A 19,554-nucleotide genomic window follows, 5' to 3' on the forward strand; every position below is an offset into this window, starting at 1 on the left:
TTAACCACAAACGAGGCAATATTATGAAACTTACATTTATACTACCTGCACTATTAGTTATTGGCACTTTATCTAGTTCTGCATTTGCAGCATCACATGATAGATATACAAAGCAAGAATATAAAAAGGTTCAACTAAAACGAGAACTGAAAAAAATTAACCAAACTAAGGTAATCAAATATGTTCCAGTTAAAGTTGTTAAAAGAAACGTTAATAACACAGCATTTGTTAAAGTGAATACCATAACGTATCACCCAAGCCTTAAATTTATTAAAAGATAGATGCGTACTTTAAAATATAAAGTCATGTTTGCGGCAATAAACAACGTGCCGCAAACTTAGCTTTTTACACCACTTAAACTCTATTTTATTGGTATTACCCCATCTTAAAATGCACAGGAATAACGTTTTCTAAGCGCAACAAAATAATCCAAGCATATAATTTAATAGCAATATTATTAAAATACCTCTCGTAATAAACCCCCTTATAAAGAACAGAATCCTTTGTAAAATCGTCAAAAACAACTAAGTATGTCAATAACTGTCAGTAAAATGTAAAAAGCTGTAAGGTCTGTCTCTGAAACTAGCACATATCAGTTACCATTCAGTTTAAGGCGTTAGTATTGAACTTAGTTATGTAACAACATAAACGAGGCATACTATGAAACTTACTTTTTTACTACCCGCACTGCTTGTTATAGGCACTGTGTCGGGTTCGGCGCTTGGGGCGCCGAGCGAGGAAAACAGCAAGAGCTATAAACGCGATCACGATAAACGTATTGAACATAAACGTGACGAACGCAAGCACGAAAAACGTGTTGAATATAAGCGTGATGAACGCAGGCACGAAAAGAAAAAACGCATTGAGTATAAGCAAGATAAACGCGAGCAACGTAAATATGAAAATCGTAAACGTGCTTACGTTAAAAGTAATCACCATAAAGTTGTTACTTACAGACCAGGTAGATTAATAAATCACTTACCGCGTAATAGTGCATCTATCAGATTTAATGGTATTTCTTTTACTTTTAACGATGGAATTTATTATCGTAAAGCTAAAAGTGGTTACCGCTCAGTAATACCGCCAAGAGGGTTGCGTATAAGATCCCTACCTAAGCATTACTCACGTGTAAGGCATCACAACACTACATATTATACATATCAAAACGTGTATTACGTTGCTGATAACGATGGCTACACCGTTGTAGACACACCAAATATACAATTAAATAAAGCAATCAAAATAGGCAATGCTAATGATTATAGTTTAGGTGAAACCTATGACTCACTGCCCTCATCGGCAGAGGCTGTAACCATTAACTCTAAGCAATATTTTAAATACAACGATATTTACTTTTTACCGCAAATAAGTGGCGATGAAATAAAATACCTCGCAATAAGCCTTGGTTAATCGTCTTATTCGTCTTAAATAAAAAGGCTCAGCTATTAATAGCTGAGCCTTTTTATTGAATATAACCCACTCTAAAATACGCTTTAATTACCACAACACACCAATTAACCATCTAACGGTGACAGCTAATGAACTAGCTAAAAAAGAGCCCGCGAATGCCATAAAGCCTGTACTAAGAAGGCTCCCATCGTTATTTAGCTTTGAATATAAAGCAAGTAAAAGAAAATAAGCCGCCCAAATAACAAAATAGATGAAGAATTGATAAAAATAGCTATCTGCAAAAAATGTAACTACGGGGATATAAACAGCTAAAACAAAAGGAAATATCAATAAAAATAGAACTGAAAGGTATGAGCTTGTTTCGTATATTGATATTAGTAATGCTTTTAAATCACCTCGTTGGGCTAATTCCCTACGGTATTTAGTGTTATTTTGCTGTATTGACTCCTCTAATGATATGTTCATTTTTTTCGCGTTATCAGAAATACTTTTATCTCTAATTTTTTCTTTTCTAGAAAATAAATATCCTTCTATTGACCTGTACAACGTTAATAAGGCCATAAATAAAAATCCGTAATAGCCATACTCAGGCTTTAATAATGATAGAAACACTTTAATTCCTTTTATATTATTGAGTGTGTTTAACAGTAAACTTTAATTATGTAACACTAAGCTTACTAACAATATGCTGTACACATGTACTTTTATCAACAACCCATAATCCATAACTAATTGGCAGTATTTCTATATTAGCGCGGCTAAATAATTTATAGGTATCGAGTTCAAAAAAGTCAGCCCATGGTCCAGGAAAACCAATTAAATTAATTGCGAGATATTGACCATTATGACGGCACAAAATATCAACATCCGTTCCAGCTATTGTATAACCAGCCCACGTTTCTATTTTTAACTGTGTTAGTTCATCAATAACACGTTGCTGAAACTCATCAATTTCCGATGTAATATTATGAGTTGCTTTAAACTGCGTTATTGAACTTAAATAGCTCCTTAATAAATAATGCTCTGGCAACTGCGTTTCATCTATTGATAAAAATACGTATTGTTTTTGTCTTGCCCGTGTAATGCACACATTAAACACATCCGCTTTATTTATATAAGCTGCTGCTCTTTTTGCATTATTATCAACCGCAAAAGAGATAAGCATAATATCTCGTTCTTCACCTTGAAAACCAAATGGAGTAGCGGCTCTAATTTTGTGTTTTATTATTTCAGCGTCACTAAAGTGAGCTTCTATTTCTTTGGCAATATAATCAGCTTGGTTTCTAAAAGGCGATACAACGCCAATGCTATGGTTTATTCCAGTGCTTTTATCATCACTAATTTGTAACTTAATCGCATTTATAACACTGCTTGCTTCAAGATGGTTAATGCCCGCACTATCTCTAATTCCATCAACACGTTGTACAAGTAAATTCCCCGTACTTGTGCAGGGTCTGTGCTGCATTATTTTTAGTTTTGATTGATAAAAATGCTCATTACTAAAATGAATTAGCTCTGGCTTACTTCTAAAATGCTCATCTAAAAATGCGAGCTGTTTATTATTATTCAATGCATTTAAGGCTAAATCTAAAATAGAGTTGTCACGATAGCTCATAATGCCGCCATCGCTAAGGCTCACATTATTTTTAGACATCAGTTGAGATTCTTTACTTTTTGCCAAAAAAGAATAATGCCTTAACTGTTTAGTGTCGCCCACAATCATCGCTCTTTTTGCGCGATAAAGTGCGGGTAAGCAACTACTGATATTACATTGCGTAGCTTCATCAATAATTACTAAGTCGAACATTTCAGCTTTTAACGGTAATACTCTATACAGCGTATTTAAACTAACCAACCACACCGGAAAAGCCGATAATAAAGACTCATATTCTATATTATCAAAAAGCTCAAATTGCCTTTTAGATGTGCGACTACGAATAGCTTGGTTAAATGCGTTGAGCGATTTACGCTGGGTATTAACCAGAGTGTTAAGATTTTTATTTTTTAACGCGTTTAAATAACTACTCGCCAGTTTTTCTCTTTTAAGTTGTTGGGTATTTATTTGCTCTAACGAAGACCACTGCTTTGCTAATTGCCCAATACCACGACGAGCAAATTTAATGTATAAATGTGTAAGCCATTTAATATTTTTTTCTTCAAGATTTTTGAGTCTTTTCCCTCTAATTATTGCTCGGTGGCAAAACTGACTAAAACGTTGCTCTAGCTCGTTTAATAAGGTGTTTAATTCGTTTAGTTCAGACTCAATAAGCGCGGGGTTATCTTGCTCATCCGCTAAGTACCCTGCTAATAAATCGGCAATATAGTCTTTTAATTTTTTTAAAAATTCTTTTTGCCCAGCACGTATAGATACATCACTTAAACCAAAGTTTTCATCAAGCTTATCGGCTATTACATCAAGTGCGGGGTTGTTGTTTGCAACAATAAGCACTGTCTCTCCTCGCGCCATATGCTCTGCTGCAATAGCTGCAATGGTGTAACTTTTTCCTGTCCCTGGCGGTCCAGAAACACATCCTAAATTGATATTTGCTGCAATCGAAATTACTTTCTTTTGAGGACCCGACAGTAAACCCGGTAAGTAATCATACTTTAATTTTTTATTTTCGATTGTGGGCTGCACAGCCCCAATTAAACCGCTAATGGGAGGCGGTAGTTTATTCGATTCTATGATTTCTTCTAACTCATGAAGCACACCACGACTACTACTTGAGCGCTCTACAAAAACCAGCATTGAGACGGGTAAAAGTGTGGATTGTTTACTTTTTAATGCTTTTTTTATTTCGTCATTGTTAGCAAGTTCAGGATAGTTTAAAAGCTCAAATACATTGATTGCTAACGGGCTTTCTTTTAATAATGAAGTCCAAAAATAAGCTGACTGAATATCAGCAGTTTCATCAATATTTGTAAGCTTATTAACCTCTGGCATTAAAAGTTCTGTTAATGATTCATTTATATCGGGGTGATGTTCATTTAAAGAAAAGTAATAGTCGTCCTGTTCTTTTTCAATAACGGCTTCATTAAATAAAATAGGCGAAACAACCTGCTTTATCTCGCCCTTAACTTCTATGTTACCAACGAATATAAAGCGAGCATAAAGTAATACTCGCTCTCGTTGATACACCTCAACGCGCTTCATCATTTGATCAGCAAATTCTTTGGGAATAGGAAGGCGCGGTAAAAAGCCTGAACCTAAATCATCACGACCCTCAAGAATAAGGCGGTCTTCTTTTTTTAATTTATTTAAATTCCATAAATTTAAATCCGCGCTATCTTCTTTATAACAATCACGATAATAAGAAAGTACATTTTTACTGCTCAAAATTGAAACGCCTTATTAAAATGGTGTATTAACTTATTATGCTCTGTAAGCGCCCCTGTAATTAAAATAACAAGTACTTACTAATAAACATATTATACTTTTCTAGGATAAAAATTAAGGTAAATAATTACTAGCAAGCTATTACACCTGTTAATAAATTGCAAATTAAACAGTGTGTTACATATTTATTCTTATAAAGTATAATAAAATGATAAGCTGCTAAAAATGAGCGCAATGGATTACATAAAAAGAGGAAAAATGAAAAACATCATAACTTACACTGAAAATTTAAAAGAAAATAAGTGGGGTGATTTTCACTTTGATTTAATAAAAATAAATACACTGCCAGTGTTTGAAAATTTAGATAACTTTGGCAGTATGAGTATTTTTAGAGAAGCTATTTTTAAAGAAATACAAAATTTAACAGCAAAGAGTACGTTAAAGTTACTCATTATTACCCCAAATACAACGTCAGAAAAAGCGTATGGTATTGCTTTTTTACAGGGCAAAGAAATTTTAACCATGGAAATAGAAGCAACGCCTTTATTTAACCAGTGGTTCAGCTCAATTAATAAAAACGCTTCAACACCTAAAGTATATACGTTTACAAGTAATAGCAGTTCAAGTCGCTCCCTTTTTAACAATGAAAAAGAGCTTACTCATAAAGGTATGGGGGAGTTTATTTGCAGCCAAGTTCCAAATAGCTTTATTGCTGAAAAGTTAACTAAAGAAAAAGCTGACTTTTTAACGCCTTTTATACAGCTCAATGCATCTGATAACTTTGAATTAATTGAACAATATTTTAAAGCGTTAGTAAAACAAAATAACCTCAATGTTATTGAGCCCAAAAACAACGATGCTATTTATGCTGAATTTGAAAACGAAACCGGCTTTGCATTCCCAGCTATACTAAAATCGTTTTTAACACTACATAATGGTGTCGAAAATACAGCATTTATGAGCGTCCAACGCATTTTAAAAGAATGGCGCGACTGGCAGTCTATTTATAATGAATGGACTCAAGAAGAGTTATTCGACACCGATAATGAAAGTAATATAAAAACCGTACCCATGTACGTTACCCCCTATTGGATACCATTTTTTAATTTGGGAGGTGGTAATTTTATAGCACTGGATTTTGCACCAAATACCAAAGGCACCTCAGGCCAAGTAATATCATTTGGTGCGGATGAACAAAGTGCCATTTACGAGGCTAAAACGTTAAGTGAGTTTCTAAAAGGCTTTATTACTGTAGATAGCTCTGAATAACTCCAATAGCTTAAGAACTTACTTTAATAGCACTTACCTGAAGTAAAAAAGCGCTCTTACAGTTACTTTAAGAGCGTTTATTTAATTTATTAAACACTTAAATTACGTTCAAAGTTTACAATATCAACGCCTGCTTTTACTTTGTATAACTGCGCTAAGCGTCCGCCCGATTTAACTTTTTCATCTAGTGTTTCAAACATATCAGCAGCTTCAATGCGTCTAATAATACTTTTACGCTGAACAGGTTTACCTATAATGGTTTCAATTACGGACTTAAATTGCCCTACGGTAAAATGCTCTGGCAAACAATAAACCGGCGCCATTGAGTACAACGCTTTTTGTTTTAAACGCGCTTTAGCTTGCTCAATAATATACTTATGATCAAAAGCCACTGGCAAATTATTTACTTCATCTAAATCTATCCACTTTGCATCGTCAACCGTTTCTATGTGGGTTGATACTTGCGCCTCTGCAATTAATGCAAAGTACACCAAAGTGACACTAAACCCTCTCGGATCTCGATTAATACCAGAGTATGTTTGCAACTGCTCTAAATATTGAGGCGCTACACTGGTTTTTTCTTTAAGCTTTCTAAGCGCCGTCATACTTACACTATCGTCAATATCTACATCAACAAACCCACCTGGCAAACCCCATCGACCTATAAATGGTTCACTCGCACGCTTAACCATGAGTACTTTTAAAGCACCGTTTTTAACGGTAAACAGTACACTATCAACTGTAAATAATGGATTTTTATATTCGGTAATATCGTAATGTTCAGTCACAGCGTACTTCCGTTAAGTTAATGTCTTAATGACACAATAAATTAAACGTACTTCAATTTCAAGCCGCAGTACAATCACAGACATATATAAGTTCAGTGATTTAGTTTAAAAAATAGCTTGATTAGTATAAGTACATTTGGTAATTTAATTGTGTCGCTAAGACACAAACATTAAAAGGACAAAAAATGAAAGTATTTAGTTATGACTCATCAGGTAATAAATCGTTAGTTGATTATGATCACTTTACTTTTTCTGGCGGTGAAGAGCATGTGAGGTTCAACTCTGCTACTTTTTCAGACTCTATAAAAATAGAGATTTTTGAACGACTAACCAATTCTTCAAAAATGGTTAGATTAATGATTGCTGTTGATGCCTTAAAAAGATTAACAAATGAAAGTGCGCCTATCGAACTTGTTATTCCTTATTTTCCTTATGCACGCCAAGACCGAGTATGTGTTGAAGGAGAAGCGTTAGGCGCAGCTGTTATGGCAAACTTTATTAATAGCTTAAACTTTTCAAAAGTGACTATTTGGGATGCGCATAGCGATGTATCCCCTGCTTTAATTAATAGAGTAACCAATATTGAACAAATTTCGTTACTTGCACGCTGCGAAGAGCTAAGCCAACGCTTAGCAAAAGGCGAGCTAACTCTTATTTCTCCAGATGCTGGGGCGAGTAAAAAAACCATTAAAATTTCAGAAAAATTTAATGGTGTACCTGACGTTATTCAAGCTCAAAAAGTAAGAAACTTAAAAACAGGCGAAATAGTAAAAACAGAAATTATTGGCGATGTTAAAGGTAAAAGCGTACTTATTGCTGATGATATTTGTGACGGCGGTAGAACCTTTATCGAACTTGCCAAGGTACTAAAAAGTAATGGCGCTGTTGAAATTTCCCTTTTTATAACTCATGGCATTTTTTCAAAAGGGCTTGATGTTTTTGAAGGTCTAATTGATAAAATTTACACAACAGATTCGTTTAAACCGGCTAATGAGTTTAAAAATAGTAACAACATTAGTTTACAAATAATTGAGATGTAAGGAAAACACGATGACTATTACAGCTGCAAGTATGCAAAAAGACGTTTATAAAGAATTTCATAGCCGCGCTTATCACCCTGACGTAACAGAGGTATATGCAAATTATACCTCTCGTAGTGGCAAACTAAGTAACATAGAAAATAACGATAATGTCGCGTTTGTTGGTCTTCAATACTTTATTAAAAGTTACCTTCAAGAAGAATGGGATGAGTTTTTTAAAGTAGATAAAGCAACGGCTGTTGCTAACCATAAACGTATTATGAGCTCAATGCTTGGCTATACTGTTGATGTGAAATACTTAGAAGATTTACATGACTTAGGTTACTTACCATTAAAAATAAAAGCATTGCCTGAGGGGACATTAGTTCCTTACTTAGTACCGCCAGTGACTATAGTGAATACAAAAGCGGGTTTTCAATGGCTAACTAATATGATTGAAACGGTATTAAGCTGTGAAAACTGGCCAATTCAGACAAGCACTACAACGGCTGTCGCTTATTTAAAAGTATTTAAAGAATTTGCAATTAAAACTGGCTTAGATATGGATTTTGTACCATTTCAAGGTCATGACTTTAGCTTTAGAGGTATGTTTGGTAAACACGCGGCAGCAATGAGTGGCTTTGGTCACTTAGCATCGGGACTTGTTGGTACGGATGTTATTACTGCGGTTTTATTTGCTGAAAAATATTACGGTGCAAATGTAGATAACGAACTTGTTGGTTGCTCAGTAGATGCAACAGAGCACTCGGTTACATGTTCTTGGATACTGGAAGGCGAAATTGAGTTCTTTAAATATTTAATGCAAGAACAGTCACCTAAAGGTATTTTAAGTGTTGTTTCTGATACTTGGGATTTTTGGACTCTAGTAACTGATTATTTACCACAGTTAAAAAGCGAAATAATGGCACGTGATGGCACGCTAGTTATTCGCCCCGATTCAGGGGATCCTGTTAAAATGTTAACCGGATATAATGTTTCACCTATATCAGATTACAGTGAATTATTTACAACTCAAAATGAAGCTGAAGCTGAAGTTATTAATAAAGGCTATGAAGCGTATTACTTTAACGGTCAATATTTTGGGTTTGAAGACAACAACACTATCGAACTGATGGAATGTGAAGTTAAAGGGCTTATTGAATGCTTATGGGACATATTTGGTGGCACAACAACACCTAAAGGTTATAAGTTACTTGATGAGCATATTGGTGCTATTTACGGCGATGCAATTACTTTAACGCGCCAACGCCAAATTCTACAAAGACTTATGGACAAGGGTTTTGCATCAAAAGTGGTTTTAGGTATGGGTTCATATAGCTATCAATATGTAACACGTGATACTCACGGCTCAGCAGTTAAAGCAACGAGCATAGTAAAAAATGGTAAGCGTGTTGCTATATTTAAAGACCCAAAAACTGATTCAAAGAAAAAGTCTGCTAAAGGGCTTTTAAAAGTTGAACGCGTAAACGGCGAGTTAACTTTGTTTGATGACGTAACCGAGCAAGAAGAAGCACAAGGACTATTAGAAGTCGTTTTTGAAGATGGCAAAATAATTAAAGAAACCACGCTAAGTGAAATAAGAAGCTTAATAGATCAACAAATTTAAAGCTTATTAGCACTAAACTAAAAGCCGCTGTAGCAATACAGCGGCTTTTAAGTTTAAGAGAAAATTAACTTACTTCAAAATATATTTAGAATAAATAGTTCTCATAAATACTTAGCGCTGCCAAAAACGTAAATTACGTAACGTTTTAACAAATGCCTCACCTGATACGGTAGCTAAATCAATCCAGCCATCATCAACCTTGCTATCAAGCCCTGCGGCTTTAAATAATGGCTTAGCCTCACTTGCAAAACCTATGTATTTCATATGTGCATACGCATCACTTACAAAGTCTTTAGCTTCTGCAATAGCAGCTAGTTTTTCGGCTCCCTCTTCAGTGGTGAGTACAAGTACTGCATCGTATAAAACCGATGGACCACCATTAATAACCCGATCGGCTTCAAAGTGCTTACCCTTACTACATTTAGCACCGCCGACTTGTGGGGCAATAATTTCAAAGTTAGCACCTTCGCTTTTAATAGAATTTACAACCGATTCAAAAATGTCTGCATCAAATCCATCACTCACTAAAATACCTAACTTGCGACCTTTAAATGTATTTGGCGCATTTTTTAAAATACTTAACGCATCTGATACAGGCAAGTCTTTACGTGTTGGCATAGCAGCTTCAGCTGGGTCTGGCATTTCTTGCAAGCCAAGTCCTTTGGCAACTTTGTTTGCGAGGGTTTCGTCAATATTTAATAAATGCGATACCAAACGCTCTCGTATTGGTACATGCTCGACTTTAGAAAGCTCAAACACGTACGCAGATTGTATATGCGCTTGCTCTACCTCTGTTTGGCTTAAGTAAAACTGACGAGCTTGACTGTAATGATCACTAAATGTGTCTGAACGATAACGTAGCTTATCCCCACTCATTTGCTCTGATGAGCTTTTAAATCCGTGCGCTGGACATTCGCGAGGATTATTTTCGCTTGCACTCCATGAGTTAGGCTCGTAGTTAACACGTCCTTTAGGGTTTTGCATCGCCATATGCCCATCTTGCTGAAAATGCCTCATTGGGCACTTAGGCGCATTTACCGGAATTTGCGTAAAGTTAGGTCCACCAAGGCGTTTTGTTTGAGTATCAAGGTATGAAAAATTACGCCCTTGTAGTAATGGATCTGGGGTGAAATCGAGTCCTGGTACAATGTTTTGTGTACAAAATGCAACTTGCTCTGTTTCTGCAAAAAAGTTGTCGACTACGCGATTAAGCACCATTCGCCCTACTATTTTAACGGGTACTTGTTCCTCTGGTATAAGTTTAGTGGCATCGAATACATCAAATTCAAACTCATCAGCAAATTGCTGATCAAATACTTGTACCCCTAACTCCCACTCTGGGTAGTCGCCATTACCAATAGACTCCCACATGTCTCTGCGATGAAAATCAGGGTCTGCGCCATTTAATTTAAGCGCCTCGTTCCACACAACTGATTGCATACCGCCTTTAGGTTTCCAATGAAACTTAACGTATTTTTCATCACCTTCGCCATTAATAAACTTAAATGTATGAACACCAAAACCTTCCATAAATCGCAACGAACGTGGAATAGCCCTATCAGACATCGCCCACATAACCATATGCATTGACTCAGGGGATAAGCTCACAAAATCCCAAAAGTTATCGTGTGCGGTTTGCGCTTGCGGAAAACCTCGATCGGGTTCTGCTTTAGCTGAATGAACTAAGTCTGGAAACTTCATCGCATCTTGAATAAAAAATACCGGTATATTGTTACCAACTAAATCCCAATTACCTTCTTGAGTATAAAATTTAACGGCAAAACCACGTACATCACGTGCTAAATCAGGAGAGCCCTTGTTACCGGCAACAGTAGAAAATCGCGCAAATACGGGTGTTTTTTCACCTTTGCGTTTAAAAATATCGGCACAGGTCAATTCTTCTAACGAATCGTAAGTTTCAAAGTAACCATGCGCACCGTAACCACGAGCATGCACTACTCGCTCAGGAATACGTTCATGGTCAAAGTGAAAAAGCTTTTCGCGCAGCACCTGATCTTCCATTAAGCCAGGACCGCGTTCGCCTACTTTTAACGAGTTTTGATCGTCGCTCACAGGGCAACCTTGCGCTGTGGTCATTGTTGGGTAGCCATCTGATGCACTTTGGCGCAGCTCGCCGCCATTTCCTTTTTTACCTGCGTATTTAAATGATTCAGCCATGTCTAATCCTTCATTACAATTTAAGTGATTGGGTTAGTTTTTTAAAGTTTGCTTAACAGCAAAAGTAACTGAGCTAAATGCAAAATAAAGACCAAACAATAAGAGTAATAAAAGCGCGGGATACAGAGTAAAAGTGATGCTTTAAGTGGTATTAAAAATAGAAAAACTTACAGAGCTCTGTAAGTTTTTCAAGATCAAAAAAAGGCACTTTAAAAGTGCCCTTAGGTTTAAATCGTTTTAAATTTAGTTAATCTTTGCTTTCGTTAACTAAAATAACTTTACGATGTGGGAAAGGTATTTCGATGTTGTTTTCATCAAGTGCTTTTTTAATTAACTCTGGCACTGTGTAAAGAACATCGAAGTAATGCTCGCCCTTACAAAAAGGTCTTACTAAAAAGTCTACTGAGCTGTTGTTAAGTGTTTCTACTTCAACAAAAGGCGCTGGATCTTTTAGTATGTGTGGGTGCGCTGCAAGTACAGCATCAATAACTTTACGAACTGCATCTGTATTTTCATCGTAAGCAACACCAAAATGCATATCAACTCCACGAATTGGATGATGTGAATGGTTAATAATTTGCGCTCCCCAAATTTGGCTATTTGGAATGATAACTTGTTGATTATCGAATGTTTGTAAAATAGTAGTAAACATATCAACTTCCATCACTTTACCAAAGCGCCCTGCTGCTTCAATAAAATCACTCACTTTATAAGGCCTAAATATAAGCAACATAACGCCAGCCGCAAGGTTCGACATTGCACCTTGTAATGCCAAGCCTATAGCAAGACCAGCAGCACCTAATAAAGCAATAATAGAGGCTGTTTGTACACCAAAGCGATTCAATACTGCAATAATAACAAACGCTAATATTATGTATCGTGCCATGCTACCTAAAAAACGAAATAGCGTGTCGTCAAAATGCGTGTACTTATGACATAAACCAATAATGATGTTTCTTACTTTACTCGCCAACCACATGCCTATAAGCAAGATTACAATAGCGAGCAAAATGTTAGTCGCCCATGTAATTGCAGCAGGTAGATACTGATTTATATCAATGTTATTTATTATGTTTTCCATTATTTTTCCTGTTATTACAGCTGTTCTATAAAGCTATTAAATTGTTCTATTCCGTATTAAGCGCAGCATCTTAACAAAAAATTAACTAATGTACGAATAAATAAGTAGTTTTACATATGCGAAAAAGCATTTAAGAAATAATGAAAGTTAAACTAAAAATTTTCCTACCAATAACAAAAATAAGTTATCTAATTGTAAATAAACAACAAAAAAAGTTCTTACTTTATTTATTAAATAATTATTTATATATTAATCATGTGAAAATTTAATATGATCTTTTTAATATTGCACTTTCATTACACTTTACTTGCACTTTTCTTACACAATTGAATGTTAATTTAATGCCTTAAATTGCATAAAAGGCTAAAACATGAAATATAACCCTATTTATATATGCTTATTACTTGCCACCAGCGTACTTGTTGGCTGCGGTGACTCAGGCGAAAGCACCGATACAACTGATACAACTGATACCGATACATCAGAAAGTACTGATAACACTGATAACACTGATAGCACCTCTACTGTATCACTCGTTATTAATGAAATTGTTGCTTCTGCCGCTGATGACGGTAATGACTGGATTGAGCTTTATGCATTACAAGATATAGCCACGCTCTCTAGTTATAGTATTGTTGACGACAATACCGAGCATGAAGCGCAATACCTACCTGACATTGCTTTAGCTGCTGGCGAATTTATTGTTATTCAAGCCATAGATGAAGCAGATACTCCTCCTGATGATGGTTATTACGTTACCTTTAAACTAGGCAGCGATGATGCTGTAACTCTGTTTAAAGACGCAGCACAAATAGACCAATTAGATTGGGAGGAAGGCGATGCACCGCAAGGCGCAAGTTACGGTTTATTTACCGATGGCACAGGTACTGCGCAAACTCTAAACCCAACACCTAACGCTGCTAATGAAGAGCTTAGTGACGACTCATCTGTCACTTTAGATAAAATAACTAATAACGATGCACCTATCAGAATAAATGAAATTGTTGCCAGCGATAGCGATAATGGATACGACTGGATTGAGTTTTTTGTTACTGGCACGTCTGCGGTTAACTTAAGCGACTACACCGTTGCCGATGAAGACGGTGAACGCATGGCTTTACCTAATATTACATTATCGGCTGGTGAGTTTTATCGCGTGTACGCAACCACAAGCGAAACAGATGATTTAGAAACGGTTGCGTTTAAGCTTGGTTCTAGTGATGAAGTTAGCCTCTATAACGGCGACGATTTAGTTGATCAACTAGCGTGGGATAAAGGCCAAGCACTCATTGAGTTTAGCTATGGTCGCTTTCCTGATGGCAGCGACGCTACAAAAATATTAACACCAACACCTTTAACCGCAAATACACTAGGTCAACATGGTCCTTTAGTTATAAGTGAAGTTGTTGCCAGTGACATAAACGGCTCAGCAGACTGGTTTGAGCTATACAACAGCAGCACCGATAATGTTGCCCTAACAAACTACAGCATTATTGATGAAAGCGACGACATAGAGCCACAAAGCTTACCTGATGTAACATTAGCACCTGGCGAATACTTAGTTATTTATGCAACAGATGAAGAAAGTAGTGGCTACACTGTTAACTTTAAATTAGGTAAAGAAGATGAGTTAAGCTTAATTCTTAATGACGAAACTGTTGACTACATTAGCTGGAAAGAAAGTGATGTTATTGCAGGCTTTAGCTACGGATTAAGTGATGTTACTACAATAGAAAACAGTTGGGACAAAGCATTTTTAACGCCTACTCAAGGTAGTGAAAACAGTCAAGCAAAAGCATTTAACCCTACTTTAGTTAATAGTTTATTTATAACCATTACCGATGAAAATTGGAATGACATACTAGATAATCCATTAGATGAAGAGTACCACGAAGCCAGTATTACGTTTAACGGCGTAACGCTCGACAGCATAGCAATAAGAACAAAAGGCAATTCTAGCCTAACCAGTGTTGCTAACTCATCGAGCGATCGCTACAGCTTTAAAGTAGATGTAAACGAGTATGTTAGTGGGCAAAAACTATTTGGTTTGAAAAAGTTCACCTTACATAACTCGTACAACGACCCTTCTTATATGCGTGAAACTATTGCCTACGATCTATTAACCGAAATGGGCATTGCCACACCACAGCATTCTTACGTTAATTTTTATGTAAATGGCGAGCTTTTTGGTTTTTACCTTATGGTTGAAGCAATTGATGGGACGTTTTTAGAAAACAACTTTGAAAACGCTAATGGCGACTTATATAAGCCAGACGGAACAGGCAGTGACTTAGTATGGATAGATAACGATATTACAAGCTACGCTGACATTAATTTAAAAACCAATGAAGACACTACCGACAACGGCGCAATTTTAAACTTTATTGAGCAAATTAATAACGGCGAAACCGATGCAACTGATGTAGACGGTTTACTAAAATATTTATCAGTGAGTGTTGCCCTATCAAACCTAGATAGCTATCACGGTACGTTAGCGCACAACTATTATATATACGACAGAGATGGCGTGTTTAGCTTGTTACCATGGGATTTTAACGAATCATTCGGCACATTTACGATGGACTGTAATGGCGTTGATATACGAGAACTTTATATAGACGAACCAACCAGTGGTGCACTTGCAGAGCGCCCACTTGTAGCAAGCGCATTAGCGAGTGAAAGTAACTTAACAACGTATCATGCGTACTTACAAACGTTAATTAATGGCTCGCTTTCAAGCGCTCAATTTAGCCAACGTGTTGCTGATTTAAAAGATTTAATTAGCGAGCATGTTGCTAATGATCCAAGTGCTTTTTACAGCTACTCACAGTTTGAGCAAAATCTTACATCATCGGTTAATAATTTTTATGGTCTAACCGAGTTTATGGATTATCGCGTAACTAACATGACCCAACAACTTAATGGCGAGCTTCCATCGGCAGGCACAGGTAGTGGCTTTTGTGGTAACTCGTTCCGCCCATAGGTTTATTATAAATATATTTAAACAATGAAGTAGTTAACAAAGAGCCATACACACTGTATGGCTTTTTTCCATTTCAAAACTTCAAGTTCGTTTAGCAATAAAAATTTAAATAAGTCATCTGATCATAAGAGGTATTACTAAAAGCGACTCACTGTTAAAAACTATTTTAGGTACACTTCTATTTAAATTCATTTGGTGTTAATATTCAGCAATGGTGATCGAATACTCATTAAAGGATTAATAATGATTATCTATTTCAAAATATTAGTCCTCCGGTATCCATTTACCCGCAAATGAAATATTCAAATATCAAACAATAAATTCAGTTGATTACCCATTGAAATAAATGAGGAATTTAACTGTGGTTATAATATTGTCATCTATTATTTTCCTTTATTAAAAAGCTTCAAATTAACTTTCATAAATTTAAAAGGATTTTCATGAAATATAAATTATTAAAAACCACTTTATTATTAACTTGTATGACTACTGCGATAGCCAGTAATTATGCTTTGGCGTCAGAACCTGCTAAAAGTAGTAATGACACGTACATTGCAAAATTTTTTGACCATACTTTATCTGTAGCTACTGGCCTTGAAGGCGCTTATACCGGTGATTTTAACGGTGATGGTATAAAAGAAATCGTTACTGTACAAAATAGTACTATTGATTTTATTAATTCAATTGAAAATAATGAATTTAAAGTAACTGATAAGATAGTTGTTAGTAATAGGCAATATTATGAAAGGAATCCATTAAGCAAAACTTATCGCAACGCTGAGTATTATCACGGTGGTTTATTTAGAAGTAGTTTTTATTTTTATGATGTAAACTCTGATTCACATTACCTTTACATTGAAGCAGAAAAAGAAGTTCCTACATCAAACTATAATACAGCAATGTACATTGTTGACTTAGCCACAAGAAAAATTAAAAACACAGTTGAAATAAACATATTAGACTATACATTACCTCGTGTTTTAGATTTCAATAATGATGGTGTAAATGAGCTTATTAAATATGGTGTGGTCAATAGACAATATAATACTGTAAATATATTAGATCCATTGACTCTAGAAATTATAAATACTTACCCCTTTCCTGAAACCGAAGTTGAAAACCTAAAGTATATAAAAAAAGTAGGATCATTTACCGAAAAAAATGAACAACAAATTTTATTTATTAACGGTCAAATATCGCAATTACAAAATACAGGTATGGATTTAATTACAAAAACTAACATTCCAGCATCTCTTGACCTATTAATTACAGATACGAATAATGATGGTTATGATGAGGTAATCTTACTAAACAAAAACTCCATATCCATCTATAACCCCAGAACAAACACCATCGATTTAACAACAGAAAACTTAGAAGGTAGCTACTTACACAAAACCATCGTAGATTATAATGGCGATGGTATTAATGACAGTATGTTTTATTTTGATCCTGATAGACAAATAGTATTTGGCTTATCACTTTTAAACCTTGAAGTCTTTTGGGAATACGAGGTAATTGATTTTCAATGTAGCGCAAGTTTTCTAATTGATGATGTTAATGGAGACGGTAACTTAAACTTAGCATGTGGTAGTAGACCATTTTTGGATGGTGCTTATAGAGCTGAGAACAGTAGCACTAAGTATAAGATAATAGATATCCCATCAAAAGAAACCTTATGGAATAAAGAAACCTTAGTTTATTCTTCTGGTATCTATGAGGTAGTTGATATAAATAGCGATGAAAAGCCTGAACTAATCTATTCAGAAGATAGCTACTCTACCTTAAAAGTTATTGATTTAGAGACTAAGCGCCCTTTTTATACAGAAGTAGAAAATATATTATCCGTTTCCAATCCTAACTCCCCAAATTTATTAGCACAAAAAGTAACAACTGGTGATTTATTTAATACAGGCAAAAAGCAAATAATAATAGGTACGAAAGATATAGATAATTTAGCGTTACAAGTTCTTTCACCTGAAAACGCAGAGCTCATGTATCAAGTCGAACTAGAAGGAAAAGAGATAACGCAACTTAAAACTTTAGATATTAATAATGATGGGGTTTTAGAAATACTTTTAATTGTAAATATAGCCGACAACAACCATATATTATATGTTCTAAATGGACAAACTGGCGATGTTATAAAAAGTGCAACGATTGCTCACTGGACTCTTTCAGCTTATGATATGGAATCTATTTATTTAAATAATAGCGATATACCAAAGTTAGTTCTTAGCGAAAAATATCATGATAGCTCTCTTATTATTTATGACTTTGTAGATAACACATTCACTAATTATGCATACGACTCTGGGCATCATTGGAGCTATAGTAATTATTCCTACGCTACAAAAGTTAAAGTTGGGAATGAAGAAAGACTTGTATCAGTAAATCACAGTAATTCAACAGCATCCTACCTACAAACAAACGGTGAAGTGGAAAAAATTGCAGCTAATCTATGTGACAGTGATACGGATACAGACCCCCGCGGTACTGCGATTTACTATATAGGTGGCGTTGCTAAATCTGAAAAAAATTGGCGTGTAATATATTCGTGTGGTAAAGATTTACGAGAATTAAATTTAAATAGTGGTGAAAACACCACTATTTTAAATAATAATATTTTTTCAGACAAACTAAAAACAACTACGATTGGTGATACAACTTATATATCAGCAATAGGCAGTTCAGCTGTAATATATGCAAAAAAAGTAGACCAAAAATCAGAAAAGCCTAATGACGCTTCATTTTCAACTCATGCACTTTCACCAATTGAAATAGATTTACAGTTAAACAATATAGATAATATTATTATTGATACTCCGAAACTTGGGACAATTGAATATATTGACAATAAGGTAGGTATATTTACATATACACCAAAAGGAGAGGTTGGAGTCGAAAATCTCTATTTTTATACTGTGCTAGACGGATTAGAGTCTGAAGTAGCCAATATTGATATTGAAATTAAAAATACTAAACCAACCACCAATGACTTTACTGTTAGTACACATTGGAACACGCCTATTGAGTTTAGCTTACAAGGTAATGATGACGATCAAGACTTACTCACCTATAACTTTAACACTCTACCTGCAAGTGGGACTATTGAGTTAATAGACCAAAATAATGGCAATGTTAGATATATACCTAACGCACAATCTCTAGAGCCTTTAACAGCAACCTATACCGCGAGTGATTCAATAACAAATAGCGAACAAAGCATAGTTACCATCATGTTTACAAACACAAAACCAGTTGCTAAGAATGCTAACTATAATGTAGTAGGAAGCGATCCTATAAATGCTCAATTGAGTGGTACAGATGAAGATGGCGACCCTATTACGTTTAAACTCATTTCTCAGCCTGCGTATGGTAGCGTTTCAATAGAATCTGAAACTGGTTTATTTGTTTATACTCCTGAGGGCGAAAGCAACCAAGCTACGAGCTTTAAATATTCAGTAAGCGATAAACTTTCTGAGTCCGAAATTAAAACAGTTAGTATTGTTCTAAGCGCTGATGAAGTTGATGAAAATGTTGATGACAACACTGATAATGAAAATGTTGATGGCAGCACTGATGATGAAAAGTCATCTGGTAGTATGTTTTATTTGCTTTTAATTGCGATGATTACTCTTTCACGTAGGTACAAGCTTTAGTTTTTAAATTATTGCGAGTAAGGACCCGATTGATTATATCAGTCGGGTCCTTATTACATGACTCTAGTTATTAAATTCACAACGCTATATTTGGCTTATTCGATAATATAGGGTGATAACGTGATGTATTATTTAGCTTAAGTAAAAATAATAATCATATATGCCAAATATTCATTAAAAACCCTCTACCAATGTAAAAA

At 35.3% G+C, this 19,554-nt stretch carries 12 protein-coding genes; 7 read left to right on the forward strand and 5 right to left on the reverse strand.

The features are described from left to right. The first annotated feature begins 23 nt into the window (after positions 1–23). Together I6F65_RS09485 and I6F65_RS09490 are read left to right on the forward strand one after the other, a co-directional pair. Entirely contained in the window at positions 24–281 is a 258-nt protein-coding gene (locus I6F65_RS09485; RefSeq protein ID WP_166111618.1) for a hypothetical protein, read from the forward strand. A gap of 379 nt (positions 282–660) precedes the next feature. After that, positions 661–1,410: a DUF6515 family protein gene (locus tag I6F65_RS09490; protein ID WP_166111621.1), complete on the forward strand. Its 750-nt coding sequence runs from the start codon at positions 661–663 to the stop codon at positions 1,408–1,410. 87 nt (positions 1,411–1,497) lie between these two features. On the opposite strand, the gene I6F65_RS09495 is transcribed toward I6F65_RS09490, so the two are convergent. Further along, positions 1,498–2,022, reverse strand: a complete 525-nt coding sequence (locus I6F65_RS09495; protein WP_197112614.1) for a hypothetical protein — start codon at positions 2,020–2,022, stop codon at positions 1,498–1,500. Between the two features lie 46 nt (positions 2,023–2,068). After that, positions 2,069–4,747 (reverse strand): ATP-binding protein, encoded by a 2,679-nt coding sequence (locus tag I6F65_RS09500; RefSeq protein ID WP_231613143.1) that lies wholly within the window; start codon positions 4,745–4,747, stop codon positions 2,069–2,071. 258 nt (positions 4,748–5,005) lie between these two features. On the opposite strand from I6F65_RS09500, the gene I6F65_RS09505 reads away from it, so the two are divergent. Continuing rightward, a complete protein-coding gene (locus I6F65_RS09505; protein WP_197112616.1) occupies positions 5,006–6,016 on the forward strand; it encodes an SMI1/KNR4 family protein in 1,011 nt (336 codons plus the stop codon). Between the two features lie 89 nt (positions 6,017–6,105). Here the strand turns inward: I6F65_RS09505 and I6F65_RS09510 are convergent, their stop codons facing one another. Next, positions 6,106–6,804, reverse strand: a complete 699-nt coding sequence (locus I6F65_RS09510; protein WP_024612176.1) for an NUDIX domain-containing protein — start codon at positions 6,802–6,804, stop codon at positions 6,106–6,108. Between the two features lie 185 nt (positions 6,805–6,989). On the opposite strand from I6F65_RS09510, the gene prs reads away from it, so the two are divergent. Beyond that, complete coding sequence (gene prs, locus I6F65_RS09515; RefSeq protein ID WP_024612175.1) at positions 6,990–7,844, forward strand: ribose-phosphate diphosphokinase; 855 nt, start codon at positions 6,990–6,992, stop codon at positions 7,842–7,844. Positions 7,845–7,854: 10 nt separating this feature from the next. Then, a complete protein-coding gene (locus I6F65_RS09520) occupies positions 7,855–9,450 on the forward strand; it encodes a nicotinate phosphoribosyltransferase (RefSeq protein WP_197112619.1) in 1,596 nt (531 codons plus the stop codon). A 111-nt stretch (positions 9,451–9,561) separates the two neighbouring features. On the opposite strand, the gene I6F65_RS09525 is transcribed toward I6F65_RS09520, so the two are convergent. Together I6F65_RS09525 and I6F65_RS09530 are read right to left on the reverse strand one after the other, a co-directional pair. Next, the gene (locus tag I6F65_RS09525; protein ID WP_197112621.1) at positions 9,562–11,628 is read right to left on the reverse strand and encodes a catalase; all 2,067 of its coding nucleotides are present in this window, start codon (positions 11,626–11,628) and stop codon (positions 9,562–9,564) included. A 247-nt stretch (positions 11,629–11,875) separates the two neighbouring features. Then, complete coding sequence (locus I6F65_RS09530) at positions 11,876–12,709, reverse strand: mechanosensitive ion channel family protein (protein WP_197112623.1); 834 nt, start codon at positions 12,707–12,709, stop codon at positions 11,876–11,878. Between the two features lie 370 nt (positions 12,710–13,079). On the opposite strand from I6F65_RS09530, the gene I6F65_RS09535 reads away from it, so the two are divergent. Next, positions 13,080–15,692, forward strand: a complete 2,613-nt coding sequence (locus I6F65_RS09535; protein WP_197112625.1) for a CotH kinase family protein — start codon at positions 13,080–13,082, stop codon at positions 15,690–15,692. Between the two features lie 440 nt (positions 15,693–16,132). Next, the gene (locus I6F65_RS09540; protein ID WP_197112627.1) at positions 16,133–19,354 is read left to right on the forward strand and encodes an Ig-like domain-containing protein; all 3,222 of its coding nucleotides are present in this window, start codon (positions 16,133–16,135) and stop codon (positions 19,352–19,354) included. Positions 19,355–19,554 lie beyond the last annotated feature (200 nt).

Source organism: Pseudoalteromonas sp. SWXJZ94C (assembly GCF_015864385.1).
In the GTDB taxonomy this organism is placed as follows: Bacteria; Pseudomonadota; Gammaproteobacteria; order Enterobacterales; family Alteromonadaceae; genus Pseudoalteromonas.